This is a genomic window from Paenibacillus sp. CF384, from assembly GCF_900106745.1.
In the GTDB taxonomy this organism is placed as follows: Bacteria; Bacillota; Bacilli; order Paenibacillales; family Paenibacillaceae; genus Paenibacillus_Z.
The window spans coordinates 236,855-253,576 of sequence record NZ_FNNV01000003.1 but is presented as its reverse complement, the minus strand read 5'-3'; the positions used below and the strand labels follow the sequence as shown (position 1 = coordinate 253,576).

General features: G+C 49.5%; 18 protein-coding genes. 4 read left to right on the top strand and 14 right to left on the bottom strand.

All coding sequences use genetic code 11. The features are described 5' to 3' along the window. Positions 1 to 12: 12 nt before the first annotated feature. The gene (locus tag BLW29_RS08575; protein WP_090978229.1) at positions 13 to 1,863 is read left to right on the top strand and encodes an Rqc2 family fibronectin-binding protein; all 1,851 of its coding nucleotides are present in this window, start codon (positions 13 to 15) and stop codon (positions 1,861 to 1,863) included. Positions 1,864 to 1,939: 76 nt separating this feature from the next. Here BLW29_RS08575 and BLW29_RS08570 read toward each other — a convergent pair whose 3' ends face one another. The 10 genes from BLW29_RS08570 to BLW29_RS08525 form a co-directional block, all read right to left on the bottom strand. Then, on the bottom strand, positions 1,940 to 2,464 hold the full coding sequence (locus BLW29_RS08570) for a MerR family transcriptional regulator (RefSeq protein ID WP_090978227.1): 525 nt from the start codon (positions 2,462 to 2,464) through the stop codon (positions 1,940 to 1,942). 5 nt (positions 2,465 to 2,469) lie between these two features. After that, positions 2,470 to 3,321, bottom strand: coding sequence for a PHP domain-containing protein (locus BLW29_RS08565; protein WP_090978225.1), 852 nt, complete (start codon positions 3,319 to 3,321; stop codon positions 2,470 to 2,472). Continuing rightward, positions 3,312 to 4,223, bottom strand: coding sequence for a selenium metabolism-associated LysR family transcriptional regulator (locus tag BLW29_RS08560; RefSeq protein WP_090978223.1), 912 nt, complete (start codon positions 4,221 to 4,223; stop codon positions 3,312 to 3,314). Before BLW29_RS08560 ends, BLW29_RS08565 begins: the two co-directional genes overlap by 10 nt. A gap of 118 nt (positions 4,224 to 4,341) precedes the next feature. Beyond that, entirely contained in the window at positions 4,342 to 4,779 is a 438-nt protein-coding gene (locus tag BLW29_RS08555) for a hypothetical protein (protein ID WP_090978221.1), read from the bottom strand. Positions 4,780 to 4,959: 180 nt separating this feature from the next. Then, complete coding sequence (locus tag BLW29_RS08550; RefSeq protein WP_090635781.1) at positions 4,960 to 5,223, bottom strand: YlbG family protein; 264 nt, start codon at positions 5,221 to 5,223, stop codon at positions 4,960 to 4,962. A gap of 28 nt (positions 5,224 to 5,251) precedes the next feature. Beyond that, positions 5,252 to 5,743, bottom strand: a complete 492-nt coding sequence (locus BLW29_RS08545; RefSeq protein ID WP_371264689.1) for a YlbF/YmcA family competence regulator — start codon at positions 5,741 to 5,743, stop codon at positions 5,252 to 5,254. A gap of 94 nt (positions 5,744 to 5,837) precedes the next feature. Further along, positions 5,838 to 7,643 carry a hypothetical protein gene (locus BLW29_RS08540; protein WP_090978219.1) on the bottom strand — a complete coding sequence of 602 codons (1,806 nt, stop codon included), beginning with the start codon at positions 7,641 to 7,643 and terminating at the stop codon, positions 5,838 to 5,840. Beyond that, entirely contained in the window at positions 7,640 to 9,376 is a 1,737-nt protein-coding gene (locus BLW29_RS08535) for a DNA repair helicase XPB (RefSeq protein WP_090978217.1), read from the bottom strand. The genes BLW29_RS08540 and BLW29_RS08535 overlap by 4 nt, the downstream gene beginning before the upstream one ends. Positions 9,377 to 9,520: 144 nt before the next feature. Beyond that, positions 9,521 to 9,943 carry a CBS domain-containing protein gene (locus tag BLW29_RS08530; RefSeq protein ID WP_090978467.1) on the bottom strand — a complete coding sequence of 141 codons (423 nt, stop codon included), beginning with the start codon at positions 9,941 to 9,943 and terminating at the stop codon, positions 9,521 to 9,523. Between the two features lie 118 nt (positions 9,944 to 10,061). Further along, positions 10,062 to 11,255 (bottom strand): amidohydrolase, encoded by a 1,194-nt coding sequence (locus BLW29_RS08525; RefSeq protein WP_256208453.1) that lies wholly within the window; start codon positions 11,253 to 11,255, stop codon positions 10,062 to 10,064. A gap of 222 nt (positions 11,256 to 11,477) precedes the next feature. Between BLW29_RS08525 and BLW29_RS08520 the strand changes: the two genes are divergently transcribed. Next, complete coding sequence (locus BLW29_RS08520) at positions 11,478 to 11,822, top strand: YugN family protein (RefSeq protein ID WP_090978214.1); 345 nt, start codon at positions 11,478 to 11,480, stop codon at positions 11,820 to 11,822. 6 nt (positions 11,823 to 11,828) lie between these two features. Continuing rightward, entirely contained in the window at positions 11,829 to 13,016 is a 1,188-nt protein-coding gene (gene ftsW, locus BLW29_RS08515) for a putative lipid II flippase FtsW (RefSeq protein WP_090978212.1), read from the top strand. Between the two features lie 47 nt (positions 13,017 to 13,063). Here ftsW and BLW29_RS08510 read toward each other — a convergent pair whose 3' ends face one another. Further along, positions 13,064 to 13,441 carry an Asp23/Gls24 family envelope stress response protein gene (locus tag BLW29_RS08510; protein ID WP_090978210.1) on the bottom strand — a complete coding sequence of 126 codons (378 nt, stop codon included), beginning with the start codon at positions 13,439 to 13,441 and terminating at the stop codon, positions 13,064 to 13,066. A gap of 259 nt (positions 13,442 to 13,700) precedes the next feature. Between BLW29_RS08510 and cax the strand changes: the two genes are divergently transcribed. Then, positions 13,701 to 14,762, top strand: coding sequence for a calcium/proton exchanger (gene cax / locus BLW29_RS08505; RefSeq protein WP_090978208.1), 1,062 nt, complete (start codon positions 13,701 to 13,703; stop codon positions 14,760 to 14,762). An 82-nt stretch (positions 14,763 to 14,844) separates the two neighbouring features. Here cax and BLW29_RS08500 read toward each other — a convergent pair whose 3' ends face one another. The 3 genes from BLW29_RS08500 to BLW29_RS08490 all read right to left on the bottom strand — a co-directional run bounded on the left by BLW29_RS08500 (position 14,845) and on the right by BLW29_RS08490 (position 16,699). Beyond that, on the bottom strand, positions 14,845 to 15,126 hold the full coding sequence (locus BLW29_RS08500) for an Fpa/YlaN family protein (protein WP_090978206.1): 282 nt from the start codon (positions 15,124 to 15,126) through the stop codon (positions 14,845 to 14,847). Positions 15,127 to 15,265: 139 nt separating this feature from the next. Beyond that, entirely contained in the window at positions 15,266 to 15,505 is a 240-nt protein-coding gene (locus tag BLW29_RS08495) for an HPr family phosphocarrier protein (RefSeq protein WP_090978203.1), read from the bottom strand. Positions 15,506 to 15,583: 78 nt separating this feature from the next. Further along, on the bottom strand, positions 15,584 to 16,699 hold the full coding sequence (locus tag BLW29_RS08490) for an aminopeptidase (RefSeq protein WP_090978201.1): 1,116 nt from the start codon (positions 16,697 to 16,699) through the stop codon (positions 15,584 to 15,586). Between the last annotated feature and the right edge of the window lie 23 nt (positions 16,700 to 16,722).

The following is a 16,722-nucleotide window of genomic DNA, read 5'->3' as shown; positions in this document are numbered from 1 at the left end:
ATAAAGAGCATCATGGCATTAGATGGAATCGTAACTCGCGCCGTCACACATGACCTGCAAACCTTAATCGGTGCGCGCATTTATAAAATACATCAGCCCACTTCACACGACCTGGTCTTGCAAATTCGAGGCAACGGTGCGCAGGGCAAACTGCTGCTATCCGCAAACCCGACCTATCCGCGCGTCCACTGGACCGAGCAGACTTATATCAATCCGATGGAAGCGCCGATGTTCTGCATGCTGCTTCGCAAATATTGCGAAGGCGGTGTCATTGAAGCCGTACGCCAGGTTGGAAACGAGCGAATCATTCACTTCGATATCCGTCAACGGGACGAGCTTGGCGACATGTTCTATAAACGCATCGTCATTGAACTGATGGGGCGTCATAGCAATATCATTCTGCTCGACGTCGCTTCGGAGACGATTCATGACGGCATCCATCATGTCACGCCTGCAATCAGCAGCTTCCGTGTGATCATGCCCGGGACTACCTATGTAGCGCCTCCTGAACAAGGAAAGGATGATCCGCTGTCTGTTACGGATGCTGAGCGATTTACCCATTCGTTAACTACTGCGGCAGATACATTGCTTAACCCGCCGGTTCCTGACGAAGACAGCATCCATTTCGGTACTGCGCCTAAACCGCTTCCGGCAAGCTCACTCACGCCGGATAAGCTGCTGGTCGCGGCATTTAGCGGGATCAGTCCATTGCTTGCCAAAGAGCTTGTCTACCGGTCAGCAAACAGCAGCACGGATGAAGTCTATGATTCAAGCGTGGATGTACAACGTATGGCACAGCTGCTCTGGCCATCATTCCACGAGATGATGCAGCAATTCGCTGAGCATCGGTATGAGCCGCAGCTAGTCACCTTGCCTCACAATGGCAAAGCTTCTTTCTCCGTTACAGCTCTAACTCACCTTACTGGCGAATCGACTTCATTCCCATCCGTAAGCACCTTGCTGGAAGCCTTCTATGGCGATAAGGCGCTTCGCGATACAGTGAAGCAGCGTGTTTCGGATCTCATCCGATTCCTCCAGAATGAGCGCAACAAGAATGAGAAGAAGCTGGAGAAGCTGGACGAAACACTGCGGGAAGCCGGCGAGGCGGATCAGCTCCGTATTCTTGGCGAGCTGTTGACGACTAATCTGCATACCTTGAAGCGTGGAGACAGCTCCATCGAGACCATCAACTACTACGAAGAAGAGCAGCCGATGATCACCATTCAGCTTGATCCGCAGCTCACGCCTTCTCAGAATGCACAGCGCTATTTCAAGAAATATACGAAGTACCGCAACAGCCTCGCTATCGTTGCCGAACAGATGCAGCGCACACGCGAGGAAATTCAATACTTGGCTTCGCTGCTTCAGCAGCTCGAAAGTGCTTCATTGTCCGATATCGATGAAATTCGTGACGAACTTGCAGAACAAGGGTACATGCGCGCTCGCGAGAAACGCGGTGCGAAGAAGAAGAAACCGAAGCAGCCGGCGCTGCTATGCTATACATCATCCGAAGGTGTGGCTATCTATGTCGGGAAGAACAACACACAGAATGATTTCTTAACCAATAAGACAGCGGCCCCGAATGACACTTGGCTGCATACCAAAGATATCCCAGGTTCCCATGTTGTCATTCGCGGAACCGGCTTCAATGATCAAACGCTGGAAGAAGCCGCTATGCTTGCCGCTCATTTCAGCCAAGCCAAGTCTTCCAGCTCCGTGCCTGTCGATTATACGCTGATTCGCCATGTGAAGAAGCCTAGCGGAGCCAAGCCGGGATACGTAATCTACGATCATCAGAAAACATTGTTCATTACGCCGGATGAACAGCGCTTGAAAGAACTGCCTTCCCACATCAAGGCGTAGACTTTCCGTACAAATCATAAAGGGGTTATCTCACCAGCCGCACGGTCGCCCGGCATGGTTCTGATAACCCCTTTTCTTATTCCCTGCCAATTCGGCTGGTCATGACAACTTCGCGGATATATTGACTGCAGAAGCATTCCTTGCAGTCATATAATTCGCCGCGCTCAAACCGTTCCCCGAGCTCAAGCAGCGCGGGCTTAATCACTTGTGAAAGCAGCTGTTCCATGGAATGAAGCTCTCTCACTTGTCGATACACCTGATCAGCGCCGCGCAGATCCACTTTCTCCAAGTAGTGCATCAGAATTTCGACAGGCCCTGCCGAATCCACCTCAGCATTTACGTTGAAGCCTTCCTTTGACTCCTCCAGGCTGCCCTTAAGCCGCTTCCGCTCTGCAACCGCCATACCAATTGGTCTGCCTTCTTCGACACGGGACTTCAACCAACGAATGATTCCAATATCGTGCGACGTGTAACCGCGATAGCCGTTAGGCATACGCAGCGGACTCACCGCCTCGTATCGCTTCTCCCACTTCCTGATGAGCTGTGTGGACAACCCGGTCAGCAAGGAGACTTCTTTGATTGTGTAAAGCCCGTCAATCATGGCATCTACCTCCGTGAAGGATTGAGTTGACTCAGTACGTCCATCGGGGCAGTCTTGCTTCCCATCTCGCCATGAAATACGACCCCATGGCGTTCGCCGTGAAAATCGGAACCTCCGGTAACGATCAGATTATATCGAGTTGCCAGCATTAAATAGCGTTCTTCATCTTCTGCTGAATGATCCGGATGATAGACCTCGATTCCCTTTGCCCCCTGCTTAATGATGGACTCTACAAGCACGTCATTATCATAAATTCCGGGATGTGCGATCACACTCGTTCCGCCGGCTTCTCGAATCCATTCCAATGCTTCAAAAGGATGCAGCCTTGGCGGATTCACATAAGCTGCGCCATCTTCTGCGAGGTACCGGTCGAACGCCTCCTGCATAGAGCTCACATAGGCTTTGTCTACGAGCACTGCTGCGATGTGAGGACGACCGATCGAGCCGCTGTCCTTCCCTTGTGCACGTGCCGCATCCATGACTTCCTCCATCGTGATGGGGAGACCGAGATCACATAACTTCGCAATAATCATATGATTTCGCTGATCACGAGTATCTCCTAGCGATGCTAATTTCATTTTCCATTCAGGTGTATCCCAGTTAATGTAATATCCCAGTATATGTATGTCGCGTCCATCGGCGACAGTACTTATTTCTACACCTGGCACAACCGTAATGCCAAGCCGCGCTCCCGCTTCAAGCGCTTCTGCCAGTCCTTCCACGGTGTCATGGTCCGTGATTGCAATCGCCCCAAGACCGCGTGTCTTGGCCATCTCAACATTATCCGCCGGCCGCTGCATGCCGTCGGAAGCCGTTGTATGCGTATGCAAATCTGCACGACTGCTCATCACAGCCATTGATTTAAATCTCTTTCTCTCAAGAAGCTGAGAAAGGTCACCGCAGATATCGGCAGCAGCGCCGACTTCAAGAAGATGGAATAGAACTGCCGTTTAAACCGGACATCCCGAATTGGAATCGTCTTGATTAAACCTAAGGCAACTTCATGTTTAATGGAAGAGCTCGATACAAAGGAAATGCCAAGTCCTGCTTCCACGGCGGATTTTACAGCACCTGTACTGCCAAGCTCCATGACAATCTTCATTTCAGAGAGATCCATGTTCTTCACTCTGAGCTGCTCTTCCATGACAAGACGAGTACCCGAGCCCTGTTCGCGCAGGACGAACGGAAAGCTCATCACTTCCTCCAGATCGACGATTTCCGCATTCGCCAGAGGATGCGACTTGCCTACGATAAGCTGAAGTTCATCGCTCATCACGGCTTCCATATGCATGTCCGGATGATTGACAGGCGCTTCAATCAAGCCGAAATTAAGCTGGTGATTGACGATCTCCTCCATGAGCTGCGCCGTGTTCATTACTTTCATGCTAATGGAGATATGCGGGTATTCCTGTCCGAACGGCCCAAGCAGACGCGGCAAAATATATTCGCCGATCGTTAAGCTCGCCCCAAGCTGCAGCCTGCCTTTAAGCTGCGTCGTAAATTTGGACATTTGGACGTCCGTATCGCGAATCAAATCGATACTGCGCTGAGCGTAAGGCATTAGGGCACGCCCTGCTTCCGTCAATTCGATTCGTTTCGTGGAACGTTGCAGGAGCTTCGTGCCGAAATAATCTTCGAGCGACTGCACCTGCATTGTTACGGCAGGCTGTGTCATATGCAGTGCTTGAGCAGCTGCAGAGAAGCTCCCGCGTTCTGCAACCGTATAGAAAATATGGAGTTGATGAAAATTGAGCGCCATGAAGGGCATCCCTTCCTTTCTGTTACCACTCATTATACATGAAACTACGGCGAAAACTCGCGCTCAAATTAAAAAGCATGAGCGCGAACACTCATGCTTTTTCTATAATTGAGAAATATTATTTCCGTTTCCTACTATTTTTAATTAATGTCATTCTTCTGGAATGCCTAAGCCAAGAGTAATAGGACTTTAGATCACGTAGTTCAATAGTCTCAGACATTCGACCAAGAAACGTGACTACTATCATCTTGTGCAGTGGGTTCCCTGTCAAATCGGTTTCTTTTTCAAGTACCGCGAATTCGGCAACGAACACGAGATCGTCATCAATTAAGTACACATCCTGCTCATTTCGATAGTAAGGCTCAATTCTTCCTTGTTTCAAGCATTGCCACATATAGTCTGCAATATCTTCAAAGCCGGTCTTGGCGCTTTCAACGCGATCTGACCAACGACTCTTAGCGTGGTTCGTGATGACGATATCAGCCACTTTCTTGTCTCCAAGTACGACGTGGAACGATTCGTAGGTGTTCCATCTATCCGTCATCTTGTCTTTCATTGCGATCCACCCCTCCTCCCCGGCAGTAGGCCTTATGATCTATATGTACTTTCCATTTAATTGTAGCATGCCTGTCACATTTTTCAATATTAAAATAAACTCTCCCCAAAATTGTAATTAAATGTATGTAGAAATGTAGGAAAAAACCCCAACTACAGGTTCAGTTGGGGCTTCTTATTCTTACAGACTATAGAATCGTGTCTTATCCGGCACGCCTTGCGTATACTCGGTCTTAATTTCGTTGCGGTACGAACGTTCGATCCGCTTCACGAACGGCAGGCGCCCCATGTTGCGGACTACCTCGTCAGCGCGATCTGCGTTCATGTACATCACAACATAATGCATCTTGCGGGACATGTAATGCACTGTGCCGTATTTCTCCAGCGAACGGGCAGCCTTGAGATCACTGACCCATACAATATATCCGACGCGTTCCGAAAACATGCAAGCTCCCCCGTTTCTCTCTCTTTGCTTATCCGCAGCCCCCGCTGCCACAGCTGCAAGAACCGCCGCTGCCACAGCTGCCGCCACCCTTTGGAAGCGGATCATTGCTCGGAACCTTGATCGTCTCCGAAACCGAGCCTGCGATTTGCTTCGCAATATCATGCAGCAGATCATCCACCTGCTGCTCGGCAGCCTTAAATCGGCTGACGCATTCAATCTCGTTCAATTGCCGCTGAATCGCTTCCACTTTATCTTTAGCGGCATTGAAATCCGGATGGAAACGTCCGAATCGCTCGCAATCGACAAATTGTTCTTTGGCTTTATCGAATTGCTTAACGAGCTGGTGGACCTGCTCATCTTGATCTACTACTGTCTTCCAATATGCGTATTCGGCCACTTCAACCGACTGGTTTACCATATCGCCAATTTCGTAGGCGTTTAATAACAGCTGTCCCATATCAAGCGAGGAATGATCATTCATTTCAAGCTCTATAGGGTCTGATAATGGCATGGTTTGCATGATATCCGCCCCTTTATGAACACTTGGCTTGCGCCTAATTGTTATCATACCATATCAATCACCGAAAAAGGTAGAGGAAGGCTGTATCCCGGCGCTAAAAACTACCAATTTCCGTTGGCAGAACGAGCATCATTTCCTGCCACATCTCGGGCATAAGTTTAGCGGGAGCGTAACTCTCCTCAAGTACAAAATGTCCCATCACACTCCACCCGCCATCCTCGTCCACGATACGTTCGGGAACAAACGGCTTTACAGCGCCTTCGCAGCTTAGTTTAACCGGAGTTCGCCAGCTTAACGCCAGTTCCATCAGTTCCCTTCTTGTGGAGCTGTGATAGGCTCTGAACTGCTTCAGCCACATCGAGGGAACATCCTCAATGCCAACGAACATGGCTTTCAGAGGCTGTTTTTCGGTTAACAATTCGTAAGTCTGTACGACGTTGCCATTTTGAATAAGCGGGAGTGGTTCTATGTATTCGTTTATTTCTAATGGAATGGCTTCTTCGATCGGGCTGTTCGCCGGACGTCCAGAAGTTGCTGTGACTGCTTGGACTATTATGGCCTGAACGGTTTCAGGCAGCGCTTCTCCTGAAGCGCTCTCCAAGAAATTAATTACCCCTTCTTGGGTCGCGTGAAGCAGTTCATCTTGTTTAAAGCTGCGAGCATCCAGTCGATACACGGCCGTGTAGTCGGTACGTTTGCGCGTCACCAACCGTTCGAGCTGCCAGATCGTTTGGTACGAGCTATCACCGGGGACATAGACATCACCATCCGGCGTAATTTGCAGCAGACCATCTTGTCCGGTTTGTCCTACATAGGAGTCGTCGCCGTTCATCGAGGCGTTAGGCGGTATGAGCCAGCGAATTACGCTGCCTCCCTGTTCGTCAATCGCGGCTTCCATCCACCCTAATGCGCATAACAAGCTGCTCCACGCCGTAATAGCTGACGGCTGACGCTTTGACAGGGAATCTTGGCGGAGCAAGTGCTGCGTATCTAGATCCGCAATCCGGAACCACTTATTACGAGGCAGCATGCAAAGCGAAGCTATTCCAGACGCTGCAGATGGGCTTCTCTCCAAGTAAAGACGGATGATTTGTGCAAGCAGCTCCGTCTCGCGCCTCATCGGGTCGCTTTCAAGCCAATTGTTCCATCTGTCTTCTTGAATGGCGTACGTGCCTTGCAACTCACACAGCCACTGATTTTCATATGCGATATCGAGGAAAAAAGCCAATTGCAGCGGATAAGGTTCTCCCGGTGCAGCAAGCGATAATTCTGCAACTGCATTCAGATGATTGCTGTCGACAGCAAGCTGCTCCGTGCATTTTAAGATCGCACGCTTCGTCAGAACGCCTTTAGATGTCCGTTTCATGCCGGTGTTAACCAGCTCCGCCATCACATGCACGCATTGAAGGCTTAAAGGCGGCGTATAACCATTCTCCTCCATATCCATGGAAACGATATGCCGCGAGTCGATCTCATTCGGGACAGGCACGATATCGGACATGCGTTTATGCTGGAGGCTGATCATCGCTTCGTACCAGGTGAGATACAAATCATGTGGCAGCAGATACTGTTTCTCTCCCCAGCCCTTGCGAACGGCAAAGACGATTCCGGCTTCCATGAGCCGAAGCAGACCGCAGCGCAATTCGGATCCCGCCACGCCTGACCGAGCAGCAAGAAGCAGCTGCTCCTCGCTAAACGGCAACGGACCAAATGCGCAGAGCACAACTTCTAATGCAATCGAAGCTTGTTTCGACAATGCGGACCAAGCTAATTCCGAGCCAGAACGACTCAACATGACATCCGGCCATGTTTCAGTCTCACTGAAGCGCCAAACCGGACAAGCGTTGATTTCGTCGATTTGCGTTTCAGACAATCGATTCACGATCTCTTGTACTTTCACAGGGCGGCCTCCCGAAGTCCCGCATTCGACTGCTCCGCATTGGTTTGCAATAACGGTTCCATTTCAGACCATTCTTTAAGTGTATATCGATACCCTTGTTCGAGCAGGAAGAGCTGTCTTCTGCTTGCATAGTCCGTTTCCTTGGTTCCCTGGGAAACAATCGTGTAGAACCAGGCTTGGTTATCCCCTCGTTTCGGACGGAGGATTCGCCCGATTCGCTGCGCTTCCTCTTGCCGTGAGCCATAACTTCCCGATACTTGAATCGCAACCGCGGCATCAGGCAGATCCACGGCGAAGTTCGCCACCTTAGAGACGACAAGCACCGGAATTTGACCGGTCTTGAAGGCTTCATAAAGCGCAGCCCGCTCCTCATGCGGCAGCTCGCCAGTAAGGACAGGTGCTCCTAGTGCCTCGGCAAGAAGATGCAATTGCGTCAAATATTGACCGATAACGAGCGCCGGCTTCCCTTGGTGGTACTGCAGCAGCTCACGGACAACTTTGATTTTGTCCGTGTTTTCGCCTGCTATTCTCACTTTCTCCCTCTCAGTCGCCGCCACATAGTGTTCAATATCCTCATGGGCCAGCGGCAGCCTGATTTCAGTGCATGCTAACGATGCAATCCATTGACGAGCCTCCAGCGTCTTCCAAGGAAGGTCGAATCGCTTCGGACCGATTAACGAGAAAACATCTTCCTCGTGGCCATCCTCACGTACGAGAGTCGCCGTCAAGCCCAGACGCCGCGTTGCCTGTAAGTCGGCTGTCATGCGGAATACCGGTGCCGGGAGCAAGTGTACCTCATCATAGATGATCAGTCCCCAGTTCCGCTCTCCGAACAGTCTCATATTGCTGTATTCATCGCCTTTTCGCCGGCGGCTGGTCAGAATTTGATAGGTGGCAATGGTCACGGGACGCACTTCTTTGGCAGTGGCGGCATACGTTCCGATTTCCTGATCGGTCAAGGTCGTTTTATCGATAAGCTCCGCTTTCCATTGGTTAACCGATGTCACATTCGATGTCAGAATTAAGGTGTCACAGCGAAGACGTGCAAGTGCTGCAATCCCGATAATTGTTTTGCCCGCTCCGCATGGCAGCACCAATACCCCGCTCCCGCCATCGGCTTGACCTTCGCGATAGAAGAGATTCACGGCCCGCTCCTGATAATCACGCAATTGAAACGATTTGCCGCTCACGGCTTTCTCCCGAATCTCCAATTCGAGCGCTTCACCGTGCCGATAACCAGCCAAGTCGATAACCGGATAGCCCAGTCGAATGAGTTCTTGCTTAAGCAGTCCTCTGGCTTCGAGTCGGACTTCTCGCTGCTCAACGTTTCCGGCAGGCAGTAGAAATGCAGCGATTGTCTTATTGGCACTAAGCAGCTTCAGTAATTCCTCTTCACCCAACAGAAGGAGCTCCCCTTCTGGGGTTTGCTGCAGCATCAGCTTGCCATATCGATCTGCCAGTTTGCGAATTCCGGTTGTCACTTGAAGCGGAATCTCGTAGCAGCTATGTTCGTCGAGTATTTGAATCATGTCCTGAGGTGTCATCCCTGTGGAAGCTGCGTTCCAGAGCGACATCGGTGTGATTCGGTACGTATGTAGATGTCCGGGCCGTTTCACCAGATCGGCAAACCGGCTTAGCTGCTCCCTGGCTGCATCCGAATCCTGATGCCGTTCATCAAGAAGCACGGTAAAGTCAGCCTGGACACATAAGGGGCGAAGCTCGCGTTTATACATCCCATCATCTCCTTGACTCGGTCATTTGGCATGCATGTCGCCTAATGTTTCTTCCCTCAGTATTGAAAGTTTCCGGCAGGATTATGCATGCACAAAAAAGCGATTCGGCGGTTAAACGCCAAATCGCTTCTTCTAACGCGGACCTTAATGGATGATCGATGGCTGCTCGCTGTGCATCTCTTGCGATATGCTGCTGAGTGCATCTCCAGCCTCATCGACGTATATCTCTCGAACGGCTAAGTCTCCAATCGCAACAATTCCGATCAAGTTTCCATCCTCGACAACCGGCAGACGTCGAATTTGATGGGAAGCCATCAGCTTGCCCGCTTCATCCACTGTCGTCTTCGCATCGATCGTCACAACATCCTTCGAGATCACCTCTGAAACTGCTGTGGAACCGGAATGTTTCTCGGCGTAGCCACGAACAACCAAGTCGCGGTCCGTCACAACACCGATCAATTTCTTCCCATCCACGATGGGAACGAAGCCGATATCATGATCCTTCATCAATACAGCAAGCTCATAAACATTATCCAGCAGTGTCGCTGTCACACAGTCGGTAGACATTAATTCCTTTACTAGTCGCGTCACGATTGCAGTTCCCTCCTTGATGAATCGCACGAACACGTTCGAGCGTATGCATGGATTTCAACAGTAGGTTTGCCGTTTGGTGACTTTTTATGAATTAAACTGTGCCTTGTTCCGCAAAATCCTCCGCCATGGCAATCATGAGCTTCGCTGCATGCAGCATCGCGCGTTCGTCCAAATCAAACTTCGGATGGTGATGCGGATAGGTAGCTCCGCAAGCTTCATTGCCAGCGCCTACAAACATGAAACAGCCCGGTACTTCGCGCAAATAATAAGTGAAGTCTTCCCCAGCCATAATCAGTGCGGATTCCTGTACGCCCTCGGCGCCAAACACCTCAGGTGCCACCTTGAAGAATCTTGCTGCTTCTCCCGCATCATTGACTACCGGAGGATACCCATCTCGGTACTCCAGCTCTGCAGTAGCGCCATACATAGCCGCCGTCTGCGTTACGATCGTCCTCAGTCTGTCCTGAATAAACGATCTGACCTCATCGGTGAATGTACGTACTGTCCCCGTCATCCGGCAGCGTTCAGCTATAACATTGGCCGTCGAGCCCGCATGAATGGAACCGATCGAAACAACGGCAGGATCAAGCGGGTTCACATTTCGGCTTACGATCGACTGAATGGCTTGCACAATCGCCGAAGCGACCAACACGGCATCGACGGTTTCATGCGGTAATCCGCCATGTCCGCCTTTGCCTGCGATATCGATATAAATTTCATCAGGAGCCGCCATGAACGGTCCCGGTTTCGTTGCGGCCAAGCCATATGGAAGCGGCGTCCATAGATGCACGCCATAGATCGCATCGACACCTTCGAGCGCCCCACCGGCAATCATCCCCATTGCACCGCCCGGCGATACCTCTTCCGCAGGTTGGAAGATCAATCTTCTCTCTCCTGCAAAATGTTCTTTATTTTCACTATAGAAGCGGGCAATGGCAAGCATCGTTGCCGTATGCGCGTCATGACCGCATGCATGCATAACACCGGGTACTTGCGAAGCGTACTCCGTCAGTTTCTCGTCTTGAATGGGGAGTGCATCAATATCGGTTCGAAGGGCAACAACCGGCCCAGGCTTATCGCCATAAATAGAAGCGACCAGTCCATAACCTCCGCCGACTCTCGTCTTCACTTCGCAGCCTAGATCCGCTAGCTGCTGCTCAATCCACCGAGAGGTTTCCTTCTCATGAAAAGAGATCTCCGGATGCTGATGCAAATACCTGCGCCACTGAACCATATTCGGATAGACAGTTTGCAGCTGTGCCTCCATCTTGTTTGTTATACTCACGCTTACAAACCCCCTCGCTCATAATTGACTTATCCCCTATTGTACCAGAATGAGAGAGTGAACTGAAATTTGTTTTTTGGCGATTTCAGGCAACATTTTTCGTAAATATGTCACTTTTTGCGCCTTGCGGCCACGGGAGTTAGGCTTGCACTGGCCCATGAAAAATACTATCATGAATAAGAAGAAAACCTGTTCTGTAGCTTGAAGGAGGATCACCCTACTATGATTATTGAGAATACAGGCCTGAACGGCATGACTAGCGAACTCGCGCACCTTGACGAGTCAGCGGAGAAGCTCGGCTTCGTTCGCTGGCAATGGGAATATTACCGCGCTACGTACGATCTGAAGCTGGAAGACCGCACAAATCGTGAAGAATACTTCCTGCGCTTCAATGTCCGCGCAATTGAAGGTAAGCTGGAATCCTCTCACGCTGTGCTGCAAGTGGAATCCGTTTATATCGGACGAGCTACGTTCCCGCATGGTCTAGACTATGAATCGCCTGTACCACAGCCGATTCTGAATGCGGCAACTCAGCGTCTCCAAGAATTGAAGAAATTGCTTGCCTAGCTGGCTATGAAGCCACAAACAACGAAAACAAAGACAATCGGCCTGCGCGGCAGGCCGGATTTCTTACTTCTTGTACTCACGCTGCTGCTAGTCGGCTTTGGTCTTGTTATGGTGTTCAGTGCAAGCTCCAACACGGCAGTTATTTCGAAGACTTCGAATTTTGACGCTTTGTATTATACGAAGCGACAGCTGATGTGGGCCGTCTTAGGCACGATCTCGATGTTCGTAGTCATGAACATCCCCTATACCGTGTTCAAAAAAGGCTTCATCCTCTACTTCATCCCCGTTATGATTACGCTCATTCTGGTCCCTTTCATAGGCAAAGAATTAAACGGTGCTCAAAGCTGGCTCTACATCGGGCCGATCGGCATTCAGCCTACCGAATTCGTCAAGCTGGGTCTCATCCTTTATTTAGGCTCACTGATTGCCAAGAAAGGCGAGAAGTTTAGAGATTTCAAAAAAGGGCTTGTCCCGGTTTTCACCATTATCGGAGTCATTTGTATAATTATTATGATGCAGCCCGATTTAGGTGCTTGTATCGTTATCGGTGCATGCTCGATCATTATCATCGTTGCCGGCGGAGCCAACTTGAAGCAATTATTCCTCGCAGGCATCATTATTAGTTCCGTTGTCGCATCCTGGGCCAGTATCTCCATTATGACTAATCATGATAACTGGCAGTACCGTATCAACCGCTTCACGGCGTTTATGGATCCGTTATCGGATGAACAGGACAGCACCTTTCACTTATCGCGCTCTCTGCAAGCGCTTGGGCACGGCGGCATTACCGGCGCAGGCTTCGGGCACAGCGTACAGAAGCTCAAATATTTGCCCTATCCTTACAGCGACTTTATCTTCTCCATCATCGCTGAAGAATTCGGCTTTATCGGAAGTTTGCTCTTCTTGCTTTTCTATTTATTTTTCCTCTGGCGAGGGTTACTCGTTGCTGTTCGATGTCCGGATAGCTATGGTACCATCGTGGGGGTCGGCATCGTCGGGTTGTTCGCCGTTCAGACACTCGTCAACATCGGCGGTGTGACAGGCGCAATACCGATAACAGGTGTAACACTGCCGTTTGTCAGCCATGGAGGCTCATCCCTCATTGTTTCGTTGCTTAGCATGGGCATACTGCTAAGTATCTCACGAGAGTACAATAAGCCGGATAAGCCGCAGCAATTGCATCGCAATCGATAAACCAAAAAGGCATGCCCCCGGGGCATGCCTTTCTTGTTTCACATTCGCTATTTCAGCCTCGCAAGCTCCTCGACTTCTTCTTCCTTGAATGCAACACCTTCAACCTTGATGTTCACTTCAACGACATGAAGTCCTGTCATGTTCGCAACCGTTTCGCGGACATTCTCCTGCAGTTGACGGCAAACCTCTTGAATCGGTATACCGTATTTCACGATAATTCTTAAATCGATCGCGGCTTCCAACTGGCCGACTTCGACCGATACGCCTTTTTGTGCGTTCTTCCCGCTTAGGCGTTTCGCCAGCCCTTCGGAAATACCTCCCGACATCGCAGCAATGCCCGGAGTCTCAAGTGCAGCCAGTCCCGCGATGGTGGCGACCACGTCGTCTGATATACGTATGATGCCGGTTTGAAGTTCTTCTGTCATGCCACTCACTCCTCGTTCACCTTATGTTTCCATTGTAATGGAATGGCAGATACGAAGCAAGGCAATTACTTTGTGAGTCGCAAAATAACAGCGATGAATATTCCTCCGGCTTTACGCGAGAATAACGATTAAACGCTTCCCGTAAAATTGTCAACTTTATTAGAATGTTGTCGATTACCAAGTTTACACATTCGCCGTTTTCAGCTATAGTGTTAACAGATTTCCAATATTACCAATTGACAAACGAGGTGCCTTAACTGTGAATCAGAAATTGTTTTTTACATTGCTTATCGGTTTGTTTGTACTCAGCGGAATTAGTCATTATGCTCATTTCGGCACGACCATTGAATTCATTATTTCAGCGGTCGCCATCTTGTTTGTAGCCGGCTTTCTGGGAAAAGCTACCGAGAGCGTCGCTCACTATGCCGGTCAGCGGCTTGGTGGATTTCTGAATGCTACCTTCGGAAATGCGGCAGAATTGATTATTGCCATCTTCCTTGTTCGCGAAGGCCTATTCGATATGGTAAAGGCCAGCATCACCGGTTCCATAATCGGTAACCTTCTGCTCGTACTAGGTGCCAGCGTTCTGCTCGGCGGCTTAAAGTACAAAGAACAGAAATTCAACGTGCAGCTTGCCAGCCACAACTCCTCCCTTATGATTCTGGCTGTCATCGCGCTTGCCATTCCTGCTATCTTTATCACGAATCAGCATTTCTCAGTGGCGAACACCAGATTCCTCAGCATCACGATCGCGATTATTCTTATTGTCGCCTATGTGCTTTGGCTCATTTTCTCCATGATCACGCATAAGGACATTCTTGAAGATGTCGAAGAAACGACACCTGATCACGGTGAAGAAGCCGCTTGGTCCAAAAATACGTCCGTCCTCTTCCTCATCCTAGCGACCGTTATGACGGCTTTCGTCAGCGAATGGCTCGTCAGCACCTTACATACGTTTACAGCTGATTTCGGCTTCTCTGAAGTGTTTGTCGGTGCCTTCCTGATTGCAATCGTAGGTAACGCAGCAGAACATAGTGCAGCCGTCATGCTCGCCATGAAGAACAAAATCGGCGCAGCAGTAGAAATTGCAGTCGGCAGCAGCCTGCAGATCGCCTTGTTTGTTGCCCCGGTTCTGATCCTGGTCAGTACGCTGTTTGGCCCTACGATGGATATCGTGTTCACGCCAATCGAGCTTACAGCCATTGCCGTGTCTGTCTTCATTGCCAAGTCCATCTCGAAGGACGGGCAGACAAATTGGTATGAAGGTGCATTGCTGTTGATCGTGTACATCATTCTGGGTATTTCCTTCTACCTCGTCTAACTTACAACACAAAAGACGCTCCGTCAGTTGACGGAGCGTCTTTATATGGCCATAAAAAAAGAGCAGCTGCGATAAATCGCGGCTACCCGTTTAACGCTTCATACAGCTGCGCTAAATTTCTTTCTAATTTGTTGATGATTTCTTTGCCGACAGCTTCGCCGACAAGTCCTGCACGAATCGCAAAATCGATTTCTCTGGAAAAGCCGTATATTTGAGTGTCCAATACTTCTTCATAAAGCGGACATTTTCTCGTCGCCAAATTTTCCATTTGCACTTCGATCAACTTTTCGATTTTAGTGGCATCCTCGTGAAGGAGGTTGAGCGCTTTTTGATGCAGATGAATAAGAACATCGGATGAAGACATCGTACTCCTCCTTAATGCGTGATACTAATCCATTTATCTATTCTTTATATTAGTCGAAAACAACGGAATGTACAAGGTCAAAACAATAAGCGCCCCACCGATATCTCGGTGAGGCGCTTTATGTGATGATGATAAACTGCTATTCAACTACATTTACTTTAAGATTATGTTTCTCGAATACTGCTGCCAGTGCCGCTTTCGCTTCATCAGCGTCAGCACCGTGGACGTGTAGCTCGTAGGAATGTCCGCCGACCAATGTCGTGAATAGACCGAGAATGCTCTTAACGTCAATGTATTTATTCTCAGCTTGGAGTACAATGGACGATTGGAATTTGTTAGCCGTTTGCGAAATATCTACGATTGCCGCGTTATTGGACATGGGAATCCCTCCATAATTTAGTTACTTGCGGTAGCTTCATTCATCATAACCCGATTCTTGCATTCCTTCAAGGTAATTTTACTTCAAGTTCTCCGGATTCAGGCCTTCGAGTTCAGGAATGACAAAAAGTCCATCCTTACGGATCAAACGATCGTCGAAATACACTTCTCCGCCGCCGTACTCCGGTCTTTGAATAAGGACAAGATCCCAGTGAACAGCGGAACGGTTGCCGTTATCGGTTTCCTCGTAAGCTTGCCCCGGTGTAAAGTGCAGGCTGCCTGCGATTTTCTCATCGAACAAGATATCTTTCATCGGATGCAGGATGTACGGGTTAAAGCCAAGGCTGAATTCGCCAATGTAACGGGCACCTTCATCCATGTCCAGGATTTCATTCAGCTTCTCGGTATTATTGCTTGTCGCCTCAACGATTTTACCGTCTTTGAACGTGAACTTAATGTTCTCGAACGTTGTGCCGGAATACACCGATGGCGTGTTGTACGTGATCGTACCTTGAACGGATTCGCGAATCGGGCAGCTGAACACTTCACCATCCGGAATGTTCTTCTGACCGGAACATTTCTCGGCACCGATTCCTTTAATCGAGAACGTCAGATCCGTTCCGGGGGCAACGATTCGAACGCGGTCGGTTTTCTTCATCAGCTCTTCGAGCGGGTCCATCGCCTTATCCATTTTCGCATAATCAAGATTACACACGTTAAAATAGAAGTCCTCGAACGCTTCTGTGCTCATGTTTGCCAATTGCGCCATGGAATCGTTCGGGTAACGCAGAACAACCCACTTTGTACGCTTTACGCGCTCTTCGGAGTGGATCGGATGACGGTAATATTTTTCATACAAATTCATCTTGTCGCTTGGCACATCGGCAAGGGAGTTAATGTTCTCGCCAGAGCGAATAGCTATGTATCCATCCATCGCTTCCATCCGTTTCAAGTCAAAGGAAGCCCAAAGTTTAATTTGCTCTTCGGTTGCATTCATCAGCATCGAACGCAATACGGAACGGTCGCTGGTCTCTACGAAGGGACGGCCGCCTTTCTTAGCCACTTCTTCGATGATGCATTTCGCAAGCTCTCGCTCCGATCCAATCATATCGATAAGGACGTTCTCTCCGGGTTGTACGTCGATGGAGTATCCCACTAAATTTGCTGCAAGCTTCTGCATACGAGGATCACGCATTGTTCAATAACCTCCAATTAATA